The organism is Paenibacillus sp. Root52 (genome assembly GCF_001426865.1).
GTDB lineage: Bacteria > Bacillota > Bacilli > Paenibacillales > Paenibacillaceae > Paenibacillus.
Map to the genome: position 1 here is coordinate 444,930 of NZ_LMFO01000029.1, position 17,243 is coordinate 462,172.

At 44.0% G+C, this 17,243-nt stretch carries 15 protein-coding genes; 13 read left to right on the forward strand and 2 right to left on the reverse strand.

The genetic code is table 11. The features are described from left to right. Positions 1-49 precede the first annotated feature (49 nt). On the forward strand, positions 50-1,684 hold the full coding sequence (locus ASD24_RS23185) for an S-layer homology domain-containing protein (RefSeq protein WP_235540761.1): 1,635 nt from the start codon (positions 50-52) through the stop codon (positions 1,682-1,684). A gap of 172 nt (positions 1,685-1,856) precedes the next feature. After that, the gene (locus ASD24_RS23190) at positions 1,857-2,786 is read left to right on the forward strand and encodes an NAD(P)/FAD-dependent oxidoreductase (RefSeq protein ID WP_056700980.1); all 930 of its coding nucleotides are present in this window, start codon (positions 1,857-1,859) and stop codon (positions 2,784-2,786) included. A gap of 124 nt (positions 2,787-2,910) precedes the next feature. On the opposite strand, the gene ASD24_RS23195 is transcribed toward ASD24_RS23190, so the two are convergent. Further along, positions 2,911-3,099, reverse strand: a complete 189-nt coding sequence (locus ASD24_RS23195; RefSeq protein ID WP_056700982.1) for a hypothetical protein — start codon at positions 3,097-3,099, stop codon at positions 2,911-2,913. A gap of 126 nt (positions 3,100-3,225) precedes the next feature. Between ASD24_RS23195 and ASD24_RS23200 the strand changes: the two genes are divergently transcribed. From ASD24_RS23200 to ASD24_RS23230, 7 genes are all read left to right on the forward strand, one after another. Continuing rightward, positions 3,226-4,668 carry an FAD-binding oxidoreductase gene (locus tag ASD24_RS23200; protein WP_235540763.1) on the forward strand — a complete coding sequence of 481 codons (1,443 nt, stop codon included), beginning with the start codon at positions 3,226-3,228 and terminating at the stop codon, positions 4,666-4,668. Beyond that, a complete protein-coding gene (locus ASD24_RS23205; RefSeq protein WP_056700983.1) occupies positions 4,669-5,214 on the forward strand; it encodes an MFS transporter in 546 nt (181 codons plus the stop codon). 96 nt (positions 5,215-5,310) lie between these two features. Further along, positions 5,311-5,655, forward strand: a complete 345-nt coding sequence (locus ASD24_RS23210) for a DUF3243 domain-containing protein (protein ID WP_056700985.1) — start codon at positions 5,311-5,313, stop codon at positions 5,653-5,655. 272 nt (positions 5,656-5,927) lie between these two features. Then, positions 5,928-6,494 (forward strand): hypothetical protein, encoded by a 567-nt coding sequence (locus tag ASD24_RS23215; RefSeq protein WP_056700987.1) that lies wholly within the window; start codon positions 5,928-5,930, stop codon positions 6,492-6,494. 236 nt (positions 6,495-6,730) lie between these two features. Further along, positions 6,731-7,588 carry a heme o synthase gene (cyoE, locus tag ASD24_RS23220; protein WP_056700989.1) on the forward strand — a complete coding sequence of 286 codons (858 nt, stop codon included), beginning with the start codon at positions 6,731-6,733 and terminating at the stop codon, positions 7,586-7,588. A 155-nt stretch (positions 7,589-7,743) separates the two neighbouring features. Beyond that, positions 7,744-8,226: a tetratricopeptide repeat protein gene (locus tag ASD24_RS23225; RefSeq protein ID WP_056700992.1), complete on the forward strand. Its 483-nt coding sequence runs from the start codon at positions 7,744-7,746 to the stop codon at positions 8,224-8,226. 24 nt (positions 8,227-8,250) lie between these two features. Beyond that, the gene (locus ASD24_RS23230) at positions 8,251-8,991 is read left to right on the forward strand and encodes an AAA family ATPase (protein ID WP_056700994.1); all 741 of its coding nucleotides are present in this window, start codon (positions 8,251-8,253) and stop codon (positions 8,989-8,991) included. A gap of 8 nt (positions 8,992-8,999) precedes the next feature. Here the strand turns inward: ASD24_RS23230 and ASD24_RS23235 are convergent, their stop codons facing one another. Beyond that, positions 9,000-9,875 carry a LysR family transcriptional regulator gene (locus ASD24_RS23235; protein ID WP_056700996.1) on the reverse strand — a complete coding sequence of 292 codons (876 nt, stop codon included), beginning with the start codon at positions 9,873-9,875 and terminating at the stop codon, positions 9,000-9,002. Positions 9,876-10,040: 165 nt separating this feature from the next. Here ASD24_RS23235 and ASD24_RS23240 point away from each other — a divergent pair, with 165 nt between their 5' ends. From ASD24_RS23240 to ASD24_RS23255, 4 genes are all read left to right on the forward strand, one after another. Beyond that, positions 10,041-10,988, forward strand: a complete 948-nt coding sequence (locus ASD24_RS23240; RefSeq protein ID WP_056700998.1) for a DMT family transporter — start codon at positions 10,041-10,043, stop codon at positions 10,986-10,988. A 221-nt stretch (positions 10,989-11,209) separates the two neighbouring features. After that, positions 11,210-12,235, forward strand: a complete 1,026-nt coding sequence (locus ASD24_RS23245; protein ID WP_056701000.1) for a substrate-binding domain-containing protein — start codon at positions 11,210-11,212, stop codon at positions 12,233-12,235. 249 nt (positions 12,236-12,484) lie between these two features. Next, positions 12,485-15,031, forward strand: a complete 2,547-nt coding sequence (locus tag ASD24_RS23250) for a beta-mannosidase (protein WP_056701002.1) — start codon at positions 12,485-12,487, stop codon at positions 15,029-15,031. A gap of 244 nt (positions 15,032-15,275) precedes the next feature. Further along, complete coding sequence (locus ASD24_RS23255; protein ID WP_056701005.1) at positions 15,276-17,183, forward strand: AraC family transcriptional regulator; 1,908 nt, start codon at positions 15,276-15,278, stop codon at positions 17,181-17,183. The last annotated feature ends 60 nt before the right edge of the window (positions 17,184-17,243 follow it).

Sequence of the window (17,243 nt, forward strand, 5' to 3'; positions counted from 1 at the left end):
TTGGTACGATGATCTATGATCGTACTCCAATGAAGCGAGGCTTTTTAATGTGATAAATGGAAGAAAGAAATTAACCTATAAACGGATATTAAAGCTGGTATTGAGTGGAGTGGTTCTACTTGGCTGGGTGACGAGTTACAACACTAATGCAGCTCAAGCTGCGAGCGCTACACAGCAATTTCAAGACATCAGTAATAGTTATGCTCGTGTTGCTATTATGAATCTAGTAAATAAGGGAATCGCCGCGGGTACCACCGACCGTACTTTTGAGCCTAAGAAAGCAGTGACCCGAGCTGAGTTTGCCACTTTTGCGGTTAGAGTACTGGGATTGAAACCAGTGAAAAACAATCTGAATCCCTATCAGGATACGAGTTCAAATGCTTGGTATTATGGCAATATCTCTGCGATGACAAACCTTAATATTATGGAAGGGAAGGGTCAGGGGATATTTCAACCTAATGCCAACATTACGAGAGAGGAAGCAGCAACACTACTCGTAAGAATGCTGAAAAAACAGGTAGGTTCTACAGGACTTCTTCCTTATACTTATGCAGATGCATCTCTTATATCAAGTTGGGCCAAACCTTATGTACAAGCAGTCTATCAATTAGGTTTAATGCGAGGTAGTGATGGATACTTCCGACCACATGATCAGGTGACTAGAGAAGAAGCGGCGGTTATGCTTGATGCGATTCTGCAGAATAAAGCATGGTCTGAGCAGCTGCAAACACCAGATCAATTGGGGATTCAACTCGGTTGGCAATATGATTCAACGACAGCAGAATTTAAACAACAGGTGCAACAATCGGAAGTGAACACACTCGTGCCTCGATGGTTCTTCCTGAATAGCAGTATGCAGGTGACTGACCATACCGATTCGACATTGTTAACATGGGCAAGGTCTACGGGGCGGGAGGTGTGGCCTCTTCTGGGGAACCGTTCGAATCCGACACTAACCCATCAGATGTTATCTAGTGCTACAAATCGAGCCAATGTGATATCCCAGGTAGTTGCTTATGTGAAAAAGTATGATTTACATGGCATTAATGTGGATTTTGAAAATGTACAGCCTGCTGACCGAGAGGGGTTGACTTCATTTGTCACATCCCTGGCGACATCTCTACATGCTGTAGGTGCTGTTATATCTGTGGATGTATCCCCTAATCTTGGAACCGATTGGACAGCGGCATTTGATTACGCTAGGTTAGGGGCAGTATCTGATTACATGGTACTGATGGGATATGAAGAGCATTGGAATGGTGACCCCATTGCTGGTTCGGTTGCATCGCTGCCATGGGTAGAACAAGGATTAGAGACCATGCTTACTGACGTTGTACGCTCCAAAGTAATATTGGCACTCCCGCTCTACACACGGGATTGGTCATCACGGAACCCGGCTACAAGTTCATGGGATATTACGCTTGGGGAGCAAGGCATGCGAGCCAAGGCTCAAGGCTCTGTGAGACAATGGAATGCTAGTTTGGCACAGTATGTTATTGGTTATTCAAGTAGCGGTATTCCACGATATATCTGGGCAGAAGATAGCCGTTCTTTAACTGCCAAAGTGAGGATGAGCACTGCAAGGAATATTGCTGGTTTAGCGTACTGGTATATGGGTGGAGAAACCTCAGATGTGTGGAATGCCATTTCGAATGCTAATCGCTTTGAGTCATATGTATTTTGAATATCTACATTCAACCCAAATGAACCGAGTTGCTCGCGGACGGTTTGGGTTGTTTGCTTTGGAACAAACTATAGGTAGGCGTTTGAGTTAGTGTAGTTGGTTTAATGTATATAAGGGTTTTATGAAACTACACATAGAAAATAGAAGATGATAGCATTGGAGGAGAGAGAGCATGCAGAATTATGATTCCATTATTGTAGGCGGAGGAATTGCAGGGCTTCAGGCGGCTATCCAGCTGGGACGTTATAGCTCACATCGTGTGCTTGTAATTGATGCGGGAGAAGGACGATCCACCCTGTGCCGAACCTATCACAATATTCTTGGTTATCCTGACGGCGTTTCTGGAGAAGAGTTACGTGCCAAAGGTAGAACGCAGGCAGAACGAACCGGAGTTGAATTTCAAAAGGGTCGTGTGATCGAAGCTAAACGGAAAGGGGAACGTATCCAGCTTACCAGTGATAATGGGATGACTGTCGAAACGAGCACCGTTCTACTAGCCACTGGACTTTCTGATCGAATACCGGACATTCAGGGGTTAAACCCAACACTTGGCAAGACGGTGTATGTGTGCCCAGATTGTGATGGCTATGAGATACAAGATCGTAAGACCGTCTTATTAGGTTCTGGAGAAGCTGGTGCGAATATGGCACTAATATTAATTGAACGAACCAATGATCTGTTATATGTGAATCATGAACATAAGCAAATCTCGGCTGAGCTTCATCGTAGAATGAAGGAAGAGGGAATTCGTTATCTGGAAGCCACTGTGCAGGAAGTGCAGCAATCAGAAGAGGGTTATATTACAGGAATTCTAACAGATGATGGTCAGATGTTTGAATCTGAGCGCGGTTTTATCGCTTTTGGAGGCAACCGGGTACACTATGAATTAGCAGAGCAATTGGGTGCAGAGATTGCTGACAATAGACATGTGAAAGCTGACCCACGTACAATGATAGCAGCTCCGAATGTTTGGATTGCAGGGGATCTCGGTTTGCACGCCGAACAAGCGACAGTAGCGATGGGAGAAGGCGCCATTGCGGCGATCTGGATTCACAAGGAATTGCAGCGTATTGCTAAGGAATCAAAGGTAAGCCAGTTCTAATCAGGTGAAAATTTCTGTAATTGATATCTCAAAAATCTGTAATCGATATCGCAAAATAATCAAGAAGAAAAAGTCCTTTTACCCTGGATAGGGTAGAAGGACTTTTTTGATTCTGTAGCCAGTGTTATGAATCTTTTTTATCAATTTGTTCTTTTTTGGAATTCTTTTTGGGGTGAGCTATATTGTCTACAATGTCCCCAACAGCATTCTCAATCATGTCCGTTGGCCCCGGATTATCTTGGTCTGGGTGTAAGATGGTGTTTACACCGGGTTTGAGATTTTTATTCGTTTTATCTTTTTTTGACTCACTCATCATTTAGTCCTCCTTCTGATATGAAGTACAAGGTATACCTAACATCTGCAATTGTTGTAATCTATATGTAAACGATTAACCAATTCGTTTCATTTGAAACGTGGTAAACGGAGGGATCGAGTGTAAGTGGTCAAAAAAGGTGTGATACTCCTATTACTGGCGATGTTATGTATTTGGTCTTACTGGAGAACGAGTGGAAGTGATCAAGACCCTTATCTAATTACTGATTATAGTCGTCTACATCCTGTAAAGGTGGAGCGTATTGTACCAGGACAAGAGGAAGAGCAGCTAATTAAGCTGCTACAGGACGCCAAAAGGCATAATCTGACCGTATCGATTGCTGGGCAGCGACATAGTCAGGGTGGTCATACTTACTACGAGGATGGAATTGTAATTGATATGACATCGTATAATCGGGTACTTGAGATTCAGCCTGATGCGAAGAAAATGACAGTACAGGCGGGAGCTACCTGGGCGGATGTACAACGGGCGATTAATCCCTATGGACTATCTGTGAAAAGTATGCAGTCCCAAAACATATTTACGGTGGGTGGCTCGATTAGTGTAAATGCACATGGACGTGAACTCCGTAATGGAACATTAATGGAGAGTGTTGAATCCTTTCGGCTGCTAACAGCAGAGGGGCAGATTCGTGAAGTCAGTCGTACGCATAATGCCGAACTGTTTTCTTTGGCATTAGGTGGATATGGTTTGTTTGGTGTAATACTTGACGTCACGTTAACGTTAACCGATGATGAATTGTATCATTTGACGACGGATCAGGTTCTCGTTGAAGATTATCCGGCGTATTTCCGTAAAGACATCTTAGGGGATTCGAGTATGCGGATGCATCTGGCACGCATTTCGTTGATACCGAGTGAAGGCTATTTTCAGAATATGTATGCCATCAATTACGCTTTAGATTCTGAAGGTGACTTGAATGATTACAATCATCTTGCCAAGCGAGAGCAGGGTGTATTACCAGCCAAAGTCCTGTTTAATCTAAACCGAGAATTTCCGTGGGCAAAGGACTGGTTCTGGCAATTACAGCAACGTTATTTTGAGTCTCAGGATGGTCAGCGGATCAGCCGCAATAATGCAATGGCATCTCCGTCCGCATTTATGGAGTATCATCAGCCTGGAAGTAATGACCTGCTTCAAGAATATTTTATCCCGATTGATGAATTTCCGGCCTTTGTGCAAGAGATGGGGAAGATTGTAACCGAACAAGAATTAGATTTGCTCAATATAACGGTACGTTACGTGAAACAGGATGAAGAGGCTATGCTCTCGTATGCGACACAGGATATGTTTGGGCTGGTCTGTCTTTTTCACGCTTCATTATCGGAGGAAGAACAGACTACGTTCAAATCTGGTCTTCAGCGGATCATTGATGCAGCTATTGCGCACAACGGTACATATTATTTGCCTTACGAGGCTTATGCCACGTCAGAACAATTCGAACAAGCCTATAAGCATAAGCAGGCTTTTTTTGCGGCCAAAGAACGATATGATCCTGAGCATCGGTTTATGAATTATTTTATGGAGCAGTATGGGGGGGGGACGTAAATGAGTATTCAATGGCTTGTTCGCTCACAGAGCATCGTCACCTTGGCATCAGGCATGATCTACCCGTATTATTTGCTTTTTCTCAAAAATCTAGGCAATAGCTTCTCGAAATACGGTCTAGCCTTTGCCGTTTTTACGATCAGCTCCGCAGCTGCTTCCCAATGGCTCGCACCTCGTTTAGATCAACATGCGAAGCAATGGCTTATTGTCAGTTCACTAGGCATGGCGGTTGCCATGATCGCTTTTCCATGGGTCTTGTCGTATATATGGGTATTGATATTACAGATGGTCATGGGCTTGTGTAATGCCATGCAACGTATGAGTGAACGTACACTACTAGCTGATCATACCTTACCGGGTCAGCGTGGAAAGGCTATGGGGAACTATCATTTTTGGACATCGGCGGCTTCAGGCTTTGCTGTTATTTTGGGAGGCGTGCTGATTGATTGGCTCACGATTGATGTACTATTTTATCTGAGCGCAGCATTATACGTAGGTGGGGCATGGGCTGTGGGGAGATCCACATCTTCCGTGGAAACGAAGTGATGGTAAAAAGTAGCATGTAGCACTGGCTGATTAATCTTTGAGCAGAGGTTTATATTATAAGTAGTTATATTAATCACACTCAAGGAGGAATTCCGAATGACTGAAAACAACCATGTTATTCATAAAGATGGGCAGGTCGCTACAGAACAAGTAGAAGGTGCAATCAACAAAATTCCTTCCGAACAGAGGGATAACATTTTAGAAAACTTTGATGCCTTTAAGGAATACCTTGGAAAACGTATTGCCGTTGGAGAGTCCATCGGACTGGGTGAAGAACAAATGGCCAAAATCGCTGAGAAAGTAGCCGATTATCTGGCTGCGAAGGAAGAGCCGCGCAACCGGGAAGAGAAATTGCTGCAGGAGCTATGGAATGTGGGCAAGGAAGAAGAACGTCATTTGCTTGCTCATATGCTCGTCCGGTTAGCCCAGCGTGCACAATAGTCGATAACAATAGAGACCTTGGATGAGAACATCCAAGGTCTTTCATTATTCTGACTTCATTACCGTTCTCAGTATAGTCCGATCGTTATCGTAATTAAGGAGAGCAGTGGTAACGTTCATTGTAACTATTTTTCATCTGGCTGATACTTTTACAATATCGACTTCACGTATGATATAGAAAGTTAGAATCAACCGATTAACTCATGTAGCGTTTGAGATGGAAGGCTTACGGTTAAGGAATAGTAACGTTCATATAAGGAGAGATGCTGCCTATGAAGAACGCGGCGAAACAATGGAAACTACGAATGCTGGGTATTGCGGTTGCGGTGCTGGGCATGATTGTGATTGCTACATATGTATTAACACCTGCTAATGCAGAAGAGAATGCAACTGTTAATCCAGCTGCTGCCAAGCAAGTTCAGGCTAACAACTCTGAGATGTTTACAGCTTATGTAGACGACCTACAGCAGGAGAACGGCAAGCTGTATCTTGTGGTCGATAAAATTGGCTGGTATCAAGGTGAAGAAGCAGATAAAGTGTTTGAACAACGCAATCCGAACTCTGGTCTAGACGGTGCTCCGGATGGGTACTATATCGTCAATGATAATGAGGAGCAGGAGAAGTTTGAAGTGAGTGCAGATGCTGAGGTGTTGATGCAACTGTATGACCGAGATGGAACGATTCAGGGTGCTGATATTCAATGGAATGAGCCAATTGAACTCAGTACATTCGAAACACTGTATGACAAAAAAGATATTTTGGATCTTGCTGTATTTCCATATCATCTGACGGTGCAAGACGGCAAAGTGGTCAAAATTGTTCAACAGTATATTCCTTAAAGGTAAAGGACAAGATTGAAGCATTCCTTCCGTTCGACAAGAGCGGTTAGGAATGCTTTTTTGGTTGGAACCATTCTATAATACCTTCAGCTACTTCCAAGTCGTTACAAAATCAATGATAAATACGCAATAAAATGGATTCAGTTATGACAAATAATCGAAGAAGATTGTAATTCATTGTAGGTACAGGTATCATTAGAAGAATGGTTTTTTTACATATCTTCAGGGGGATGGTCATGCTTAAAGACATGATTGCTTTAACAAAACCAGGATTGCTGCGGTTAAATGTATTTGCGGTAGCCGTAGGCTTCTGGGTCGCTTCAAAGTGGGATATTTCTTGGTTATCCTTGTTCATGGTCGTGATTGGATCTACATTGGTCATTGCCTCAGCTTGTGTTATTAATAACTATTGGGATCGGGAACTTGATCAGAAGATGGAACGGACGAAGAAGCGGATTGAGTACATCAATCATCTGAAGCCGGCGTTTGTTCTCTGGTACGGAATTGTACTTGGTGTCGCAGGGTTCATTGTATTGTATATCATGGTTAATCCGTTGTCGGCATGGCTCGGCCTGGGTGGATGGTTTGCTTACATTGCGATCTATACCATCTGGCTGAAACGCAGCTCGACCTGGAGTACATCCCTTGGGGGAATCGCAGGTGCAATGCCACCCGTCATTGGATACTGTGCTGTTACGAATCAGATTGATATCGGTGCATGGTTGCTCTTCGCTCTGTTATTTCTCTGGCAGCCGCCCCATTTCTGGTCACTTGGCATTCGGCGGGTGGAGGAATATCGCGCGGCTGGATTCCCCTTGCTGCCTGTTGTCAAAGGGGTAAAGCGCACGAAACTACAGATGATTCCTTATGTATTGCTGCTGCTACCCTCGGTGTTTCTACTGTACTACTACAACTATGTAGGGTTGGTATTTCTGATCGTAGCTCTAGGCGGCGGACTTCTCTGGTTAATTCATACGTTGAGTGGTATCAAAACGAAGGATACAGAGAAATGGGCGAAAATTAACTTTTTGATCTCGGTCAACTACCTGATGGTGGTATTTATCGTGATGGTGGCTAATACGACTTGGTCGTAGCAAGTAGTCTCTGTAAATAACCTCTAAAAGCATTCTATGGAGAATAGATGGACAACCTTTGTTGTCTATACAACCTCCCTGGGGTGCTTTTTTAGTATATGATATAATCATAAGATGTACATAAAAGGATGTTTATGGGAGAACGGAGCATAGAGATGAATGAATTACAGCAGTCTATTGCGTTAAGACAAGAGGGAAAAGCCGAAGAGGCGATTGTATTATTGAAAAACATTACGAATCAGGAGCCGACTCATGCTCAGGCATGGTATCAGCTCGCATGGGCACACGACAATCTAGGATTGGAGCGAGATGCTGTTCCATATTACGAAAAGGCGATAGAGCTTGGACTAGACAAGGAAGATCAAGCTGGAGCTATTCTTGGTTTGGGGAGCACGTATCGAACATTAGGGGAGTACACACAAGCTGAGAAGTGGTTGGCTCAAGGGATCCAGTTATTCCCTGAACGGCGTGAATTTGAAGTGTTTTATGCTATGGTTTTATATAATCTGGGTAAACATACCGAAGCAATGCAACGTCTGCTGATCCAATTGGTAGATACGTCTAACGATTCAAATATTGTTGATTATCAGAAAGCCATTCGTTATTACGCAGATCAGCTTGATCGCGTGTGGGAGTAATACTTAAATTCGGGAGGTATCCGCATGCCTTTTCTTAAAAAAGTCGTACTTCGATGGCACGATTGTCCACCGGAGCAACAAGATCTGTTTCCCTATCAAATTCCCGCATTACGTAATCTTGATGAACTGGAATTCAGACATAATGTAACTTTCTTGGTGGGGGAGAATGGTTCAGGCAAGTCTACACTGCTCGAAGCAATCGGCGTAAGTTGTGGTTTTAGCATTGTTGGTGGCAAGGATCTGGTTATTACGAATGAAAAAGACGATGCCTCATTATCAACCATTATGAACCTGCAATGGATGCCGAGAGTTAAGCAGGGATTTTATTTTCGTGCTGAAACCTTTGACACATTTGCCAAGTATATCGATGAACTCGCAGATGATCCTGACGTTGGCAAGAGCGCGTATGCACCGTACGGAGGGAAGTCTTTGAATGTACGATCACATGGGCAGGGATTTCTTGAATTTCTGACCAATCGTCTGAGTACAAAAGGATTATATTTACTGGATGAGCCCGAATCTGCTCTATCGCCTCAGAACCAGCTTGTCTTGTTACGGATGATCCATGAGATGGAGAGTAGTGGGTCGCAATTCATCATCGCGACGCACTCCCCCATATTAATGTCGTATCCAGGTGCTTGCATATACGAGTTCAGCGAAGAAGGGATTATGGAAGTGGCATATGAAGATACGGAGCACTTTCAACTGACCCGTGACTTTCTTAATTACCGAGAACGGTATTATAAACAGTTGTTCGAGGACTAGGGCATGTCCTAGTTGGATTGCGGCAACCATTCCTGTACGTTTTCAATAAATCGACGTGATGCGGGTGCGAGATTACCGAGTGAGGTACAGGCGATGCCAATGGTACGATAAGGCTCACCTGTAATGGGGACAAGAGCGAACTCATCGGTGTGACCCTGTACCACCATTTCAGGCAACAGGCTGATTCCTAGCCCATTTCGAACCATCGCCATGATGGCTTGATCTTCGGCAACTTCGTAGATTACGTTAAGTTTCACGGCATGCATGCGAATTAAACGTTCAATTTCGTTGTCACCGCCCCATTTCGGCAAAATGAAAGGTTGTTCCTGTAATACATCGAAACTAACAGATGTGTTGTGAGCCAGGGGGTGATCTAGAGGCAGGATGCACATCATCCTGTCTTTTTGTAATAGAATCGTTTCATATGGTGTAGTTTCACCAAGGGACAAAAATCCAAGATCAATCGCCCCACCGGCAAGCCAACCCTCGATTTCTGCATAATCACCCTCCCATAGCTTGATCTCGATTCCGGGATGACGCAGCCGAAATTGCGTAAGAATTCCAGGTAGCCATTGCGTTGACACGCTGGCGAATGTTCCAATGCGAACGGTACCCACCTCAGCCCCTCGGATCAGAGAAATTTCTTGATTCATTAATTCTGTCCAGCGCAGAATCTCGCGTGTATATCCTAGAACTCGTTCACCCTCGAGTGTAATTCGAACCCCTGAACGTCCTCGGCTCAGTAGAGGGAATCCACACTCTTTCTCAAGACTGGCGATCGCATGACTAACAGCCGATTGCGTGATATTAAGTGCTTCTGCAGCTTTGGTGAGGCTGCCATATTCCACGATGGTATTGAAAATTTCGTATTTAATTAACGACATGAGCGCATGATTCCTCTCGTTTCAAATTGCATGAATTTATTTCATGTATATTATTATAATTATTCATTTTAATAATGCAAAGAGATCGTTTATACTTGCCAAGGCGAATTCATTTGCGCTGACATATAAGCAGATAAGATCATACAGAATGAAGGTAGACGTAGAATGAGTAGAGTAAGCAGTAAACCTATTAATGGAGCGAGAAGAGCTGACATTCAGATGTTGCTCGCAACCGTTATTTGGGGATCATCGTATTTATTTATGAAATCTGGACTGGAATCGATGCAGGAATTAAACTTAGTCGCTTTCCGGTTTGCAATTGCATTTATTGCCGCCGCCGTTATTTTTCACCGTAGGTTATTCCGAATGGATGTCCGCACATTTGTAGCTGGGGCGGTAATGGGAACAGCATTATTTGCAGCATTTGTGTTCATTACATATGGCGTACAACGAACAACGACATCACAGGCTGGTTTTTTGATTAGTTTAGCTGTTATTTTTGTACCGATCCTAACAACCACTATCCATAGACGTATGCCAGATCGACGTCTCATGATGAGTATCATTGTTGCCGTTACTGGGCTGGGATTGTTGACTCTTCAGCACGAGCTCAGCTTACATACCGGAGATATCCTATGTATTGTTGCAGCATTGATCTACGCGATATACATTATGATCGCTGGTAAATTCACACCGAAGCATGACCCATTAACGCTGGGAACGGTGCAATTAGGGGTTGCTGCTATATGGGGTATCGTAGCCACCTTTTTGTTCGAAAGTCCTCGACTGCCGGATTCACCTGAGTCTTGGGCGGCGATTCTAGGGTTGGGTGTGTTGTGCAGCGGTATAGGTTATATATTGCAGACATTAGCGCAGCGTCATGCTTCACCGACTCGGACAAGTCTAATATTCTCTTTAGAGCCGCTATTTGCTGCTGCGTTTGCTTTTAGTTTTCAAGGAGAAACCTTAACGCTACAAGGATACACAGGGGCAGCACTGATGTTGGTTGGTGTATTAATTACCGAGATCAAAGCCGTTGATATGATGTTCTGGCGTCGCAAGCAACCTAGTATACCAACAGAACTTGGAGAACGGGGAGCACCTGGCGTGTAGTCGATCGTATCTTTGGTGATATATAGAGAGTGGGGAATCTGTTCATTCAAATGAAGAGAGCCCCACTTTTTTGTTTTGCATTCTCAATCTAATAATGGATTATCAAATATGATATTTCGGAAAAAAATTGCCATAACAACCAAACAAAACAATAACTTGTTTTGTTGAATCCTAGTTTTTGTGCTACACTGGATGAAAATAAGGGAAAACGGGTGAGTCGTATGGCTAAAAAGGTAACGATGCAGCAAATCGCCGATGCTGCCGGCGTATCGAAGTTTGCTGTCTCTCGTGCTCTAACAGGTAAGCCGGGGGTAAGTGAGTATACACGGGAGATGATTATAAAGACGGCAGCTCAGTTAGGTTACTTCAAGGCTGAACCGAAACGTTATCCGACAGAACAGGCAGTGGAGCAGGATCATATTGCAGATAACACAGGAACCATTTTGGTGCTGTTCCCTAATATTCGATCACAGAATCGCTCTTCCCTCTACTGGGGACCCGTTTTCGAGGGTATTTCAGCGCGCTTGAATGAGAAGGGGTTAGACATATTAACCCTAACGGAACCTTCATCAGATCGGATGTTCTCTGTACTGAATCCAGAAGCGATCAGGGGAATTATCACGGTGGGTGCAATTTCTACTTCTGTATTACTGGAAATCTATCGGTTGCGAATTCCGCTTGTGATGGTGGATCATGAGGAACCGGCGGTTCATGCAGACACTGTGTTCACAGATAATGTCAAATGTATGAGGGAACTTGTGCTTATGCTGATTGGCAAAGGGTACAGACACTTTCAGTTTGCCGGCGAGCTGCCTGATGCAGCGAGTTTCAGAGAGCGCTGGTTTGGCTATCGTTCCGTGCTGGAAGAGATGCAGATTCAATCCAATCAGCAGCCTGGACTACTTGGGCCAAACAATGAACATATTCGCAAAGCAATTGAAGAAATGGAGATTGAAGATCTTCCCGAGGTCTTTGTCTGTGCCAATGATTTTACAGCTGTGGTCGTGCTACGTGCCCTTAAGAATAAAGGGATTGATGTCCCAGAACGATGCTCTGTTACTGGCTTCGACAATACAAGGGCTGAGGAGCCGATCATGGCTTCCATCCATATTGATAAAGAGCATCTTGGCAAGAGAGCGGTTGATCATTTATTGTGGCGAATTGAACACCCCGATCAGCCTTTTGAGCGCAAGTTAATATACTCAGAGTTAGTTGTACGTGATATGCATCAGACGAAACTGCTGTAGAATAAGCGCATAGGCTCCACAGCATAAATGACCAGAATTTCCACAAAGACATGGGCATGTTGCAGCCTAATGTCTTTTTTTTGTTTGCCTGAATAAACCTAATGTAGACCAATCACAAAACGACTGTTGACTATTCTGAGGTTGTCATGTTATTTTTGTTTTGTAAGTTATTCATTTTAAAATAACAAAACCTAACAAAATGTTTTTTCTAATGTTTGCAAAAAAAATTTATTCATAACGGAGGCCATGATGAGTACGATACAATCACAGGTTTTTCAGAACTGGACGTTTAAGGCATGCGAGGATCAAGAATGGTTACCCGCACAGGTACCGGGCTGTGTACATACGGATTTGCTGAAGCTGGGGAAGATTCCAGATCCGTTCTATGGAACGAATGAGAAAGAGGTTCAATGGATTGATAAGAAAGATTGGGAATACCAAACGAAATTTGATGTTCAAGAGAAGTTATTTGCACAGGAGCATCTGGAGCTTGTATTCGATGGACTAGACACCTATGCCGATGTGTATGTGAATGATCAACATGTGTTGTCTGCTGACAATATGTTTCGTGTATGGAACGTTGATGTGAAAGCGGTTGTCAAAGCGCAAGATAATGTACTTAGAATTCGTTTCCGTTCTCCGATTCAAGAAGACCTGCCTAAGCTTGAGAAGCTTGGATACGCACTGCCTGCAGCAAATGATCAATCCGATGTAGGCGAACTCGGAGACAAAAAGGTGAGTATTTTTGCCCGGAAGGCTCCATATCACTATGGATGGGATTGGGGTCCACGGTTCGTAACAAGTGGCATCTGGCGTGAGGCGCGGTTGGAAGGCTGGTCTGAGGTGCGAATTAATGATGTATTTATCCAGCAACAGGAAGTGAGCGCGTCGGTCGCTTCATTAACCGCTGTGGTAGAGATTGATGCAGACCATGCGGGTGATACCGTCATTCGGATCAGTACAGATGGTCAGGTCTGGGAACAGGCTGTAACGTTAAAGTCAGGCCTACAGACCGTAGAAGTTCCTGTTACGATGGATCAACCGAAGTTATGGTGGAGCCGCGGACTTGGTGAAGCACATTTGTATTCTTTTGTGACAGAGGTGCTTGCTGGAGAGCGTGTATTGGCGGAATCAACGGTTAAGACGGGTATTCGTTCAATTCGTTTGGTTCGTGACAAAGATGAGGTTGGAGCGTCCTTTTATTTTGAGTTGAACGGCGTGGCGGTTTTTGCCAAAGGAGCTAACCATATTCCGAACGACAGTTTCATTACCGAAATTACGGCTGAGCGTTATCGCCATGAAATTGTCTCCGCTGCGGAGTCCAATATGAATATGTTAAGAGTATGGGGCGGAGGCATCTACGAAGAGGATGTATTCTACGATTTGTGTGATGAATACGGTCTGTTGGTATGGCAGGACTTCATGTTCGCGTGCAGTATGTACCCTGGAGATGAAGCGTTCCTAAATAGTGTGAGACACGAAGCTATAGATAACGTTAAACGTCTGCGTAATCACCCTAGTATCGCATTATGGTGTGGTAACAATGAGATAGATTCAGCGTGGGCTCACTTCAATGAGAATGGTGGCTGGGGCTGGAAGAAAGACTTCAATACAGAGCAACGCGAGAGCATCTGGGCAGATTACAAAGCCGTTTTCCATGATCTATTGCCAGAAGTAGTGGAAGCCTATGCACCTGGTATTGATTATTGGCCATCTTCACCGCTTGTATCTCTAACAGATGACGAGAAACAACATGCTCATCCTTCTACATCCGAAGGAGACATCCATTACTGGGGCGTATGGCATAGTGTTGAACCATTTGAGAACTATAACGTTCACGTTGGCCGCTTCATGAGTGAATATGGATTCCAATCCTTCCCTGAATATAAATCAGTGCGTACTTATGCCGAGGAACAGGATCTGGCGCTTGAATCCGAAGTGATGCTGGCTCACCAGAAGAACGGAGCAGGCAATCGTCTGATCAAACAATACATGGATATGTACATGCACGAACCGAAGGATTTCCCTTCCTTCCTGTACATGAGTCAAGTTCTTCAAGCAGAAGCGATGAAGACAGCTATTGAAGCGCATCGTCGCCGCAAACCGTACTGTATGGGCACGCTCTACTGGCAAATGAATGATTGTTGGCCTGTAGCTTCATGGGCAGGTATGGACTATCTCGGTCGTTGGAAAGCATTGCAGTACTACGCTAAACGCAGCTTCAGTGATGTACTGATTTCAGTAGATGGTACCAAGGAAGATACAACGGATATCTACCTAATCTCTGATCAATTAAAGGCTGTGGAAGGAACATTGCAACTACGGCTCATCGGATTTGATGGAACTGTGCATCGTGAAGAAGAGCATGAGGTAACGCTTGCGCCGAATTCCGGCCAACAGGTGCTTTCGCTCAATCAAGCAGAATGGTTACAAGGGCATAGTCCAGCGACAACGTTACTACGACTTGATCTGAAGCAAGAAGGACAGGCGGATATTGTGCAAGAGCACTATTTTGCTCCGTCGAAGGATATCGGCCTGAAGCAGGCTGAGATTCAGGTAAAAGAAGTTAAGGAGAACGATACAGTGTATCTCGTACTTGAAAGTGATGTTCTTGCTAAACAAGTATGGATCTCGACAGAAGCAGAAGGCGTTTTCTCGGATAATTTCTTCGATCTCATTCCAGGTATCCCTGTTAAGGTGAAGTTTACATCAAGAGCCGGACTACAAGATTCAAGTGCAGTATCGTCTGCGGGTACCATTCAGGTTCGTTCGATGGCTGATTTTATTACGTTATAATTCACATGTTCTGAATTAAGAAGTGACCTGATGATTACAAGGCTGTTGACTCTCCCTTTGCGGGGGGGAGCAACGGTCTTTTTTACTTTATATCAGATTTATTTCTTCCTCAAAGGAGTAACGAATGTTCAACTTGTGCTTCAATTTGTGGTGCAAATTCGTTATCATTGATAATTATTATCATTTGGATGTGATGTAGCTAGGTTAGAGTGATCTATAGAAAGATAGGGGAAAGGAAAACAACATGAGTGTGCATGATCATATTCAATTATGGGATCAAGTTCAGGTACGTGTTCTAGATGTACGTTTCACGATGATCCAGAAGAACGAACAGATGCGACGATATGTACTACCTACAAGTACGTTTATATTTATAAGTGGGCGGGGACAACTGTGGTTGAACCATGAGGTGTGGTCTTCGAACCGATTTTTACTATTACATGGAGGCAAAGGCCGATACTTGACGATTGAGGCTACAGAGGCCATTGAAGTTTATTTCATTTTTTACAAAGCAACATTACCATCTAATGTGCTGCGAGAGTACCATATGATGCTGCTTAACAGTAATCCTTTTGAGCAGAACTGGGCAGAGGAACCGGAACATCCACTGGAGCTACGGGAGCTCTCTCAACATATTCATCGCTGCTGGAATGAACAGGATCACCTGGGCAAACTGCAAATCAAAGGGTACTTTTTTCAATTGGTTCAACTTGTGTCCCGGCAGAAGGCAGAGAGACAAGGCAACGAACAGCTTCCTTCACTGACTGAACAGGTTTTGCGTTATATCTCGAGGCATTTTCGAGAACAGCTCTCGCTGGATACGCTGGCAGAGTCATTGAATTATAGCCCGCAGTATCTATCTCGTAAGTTCAAAGAACAGACAGGGGTTACACCTACGGAATACATCATTCAGATGAGAATGAACGAAGCGCGGAACTTACTTATCTCAACAGAAGCGACTTTAAATGAGATTGCTGCCTATGTTGGCTACCCAGATCCCTTTTACTTCAACAGAGCTTTCAAGAAGGAAATGGGAACAACACCGGGTAAGTTTCGTATTGAGCATCATAAACAATCAAATTGGGTTTCGAAAAACACAAAAAACGCAGCAAATAAGTCCATTGTAAGCGGGCAGCTAGGACGTTATCCTTTAGTTGATGATGATAATCATTATCAATTTAATGGAGATGAGGAAGCGGAAATGTTTAACAATCTTAAAGCAGCACTGATGTCACTTGTGCTGATCTTCACATTGAGTGCTTGTGGCACAGCCACGCAGAGCGCCGTATTGTCTGATGCAGCGGCTGAAGATGTCGAACAGCCTGCTGTTGTAGAGATGAAAACCGTGAAAACGGCATTTGGGGATGTAGAAATTCCTGCACATCCGCAGCGAGTTGCCGCCATAGATTATTTGGGAACAGTACTTGCTCTTGGTGTGAAGCCCGTTGGTGGAGGGCAATTTCTGATGAATAGTCCGTATCTAGAGAGCCATTTGGATGGTATTGAAGTCATTGGAGACTCCGTTGAGCAATTAATGGAACTGGAGCCAGATCTCATTATCACATTGAATCCCGACAAAGCAGCTTATGAAAAATACAGTCAGATTGCACCAACTGTCTCGATTGCGTCGATTACCTTCCCAGCACTTAAGGATGAGGTGAATTATTTCGGCGAAGTGCTTGGCAAAGAGGCAGAAGCCCAGGAATGGCTGGCTAACTTTGATGAAGAGATTGCTCAAATTAAGCAAAAGGTCAATGATGTTGTACCAGCCGATACAACGTTCTCGGTCATGCAGGAATATGATCGGCAGGTATTTATATTTGGTAATCAGTCGGGACGTGGAGGACGTAACATTTATGAGTTGCTCGGCCTACAAGCACCTGCAGTAGTACCTGCCGAGTTAATGGAGGGTGCATATCATGAATTCTCCATTGAATTGCTCTCTAAATACGCAGGAGATTATCTCATTTTGACTAGCAAAGCGCAGCTTGAGGAGCTTCAAGCAGATCCGGTGTGGGGCTCATTGCCTGCTGTTCAGAATGGACGTGTGTATTTGTGGACTGAGGAAGAGTCTTGGTTCCGTGATCCGATTGCTCTGCTGAAGCAGACACAAGATCTGGCTGAATGGATCATTGATCTCAATACACAATAATAATCACATGAATATAAATTATTCAGCTTACGTATTCCATGTAAAAAACGTGCTGCTCCG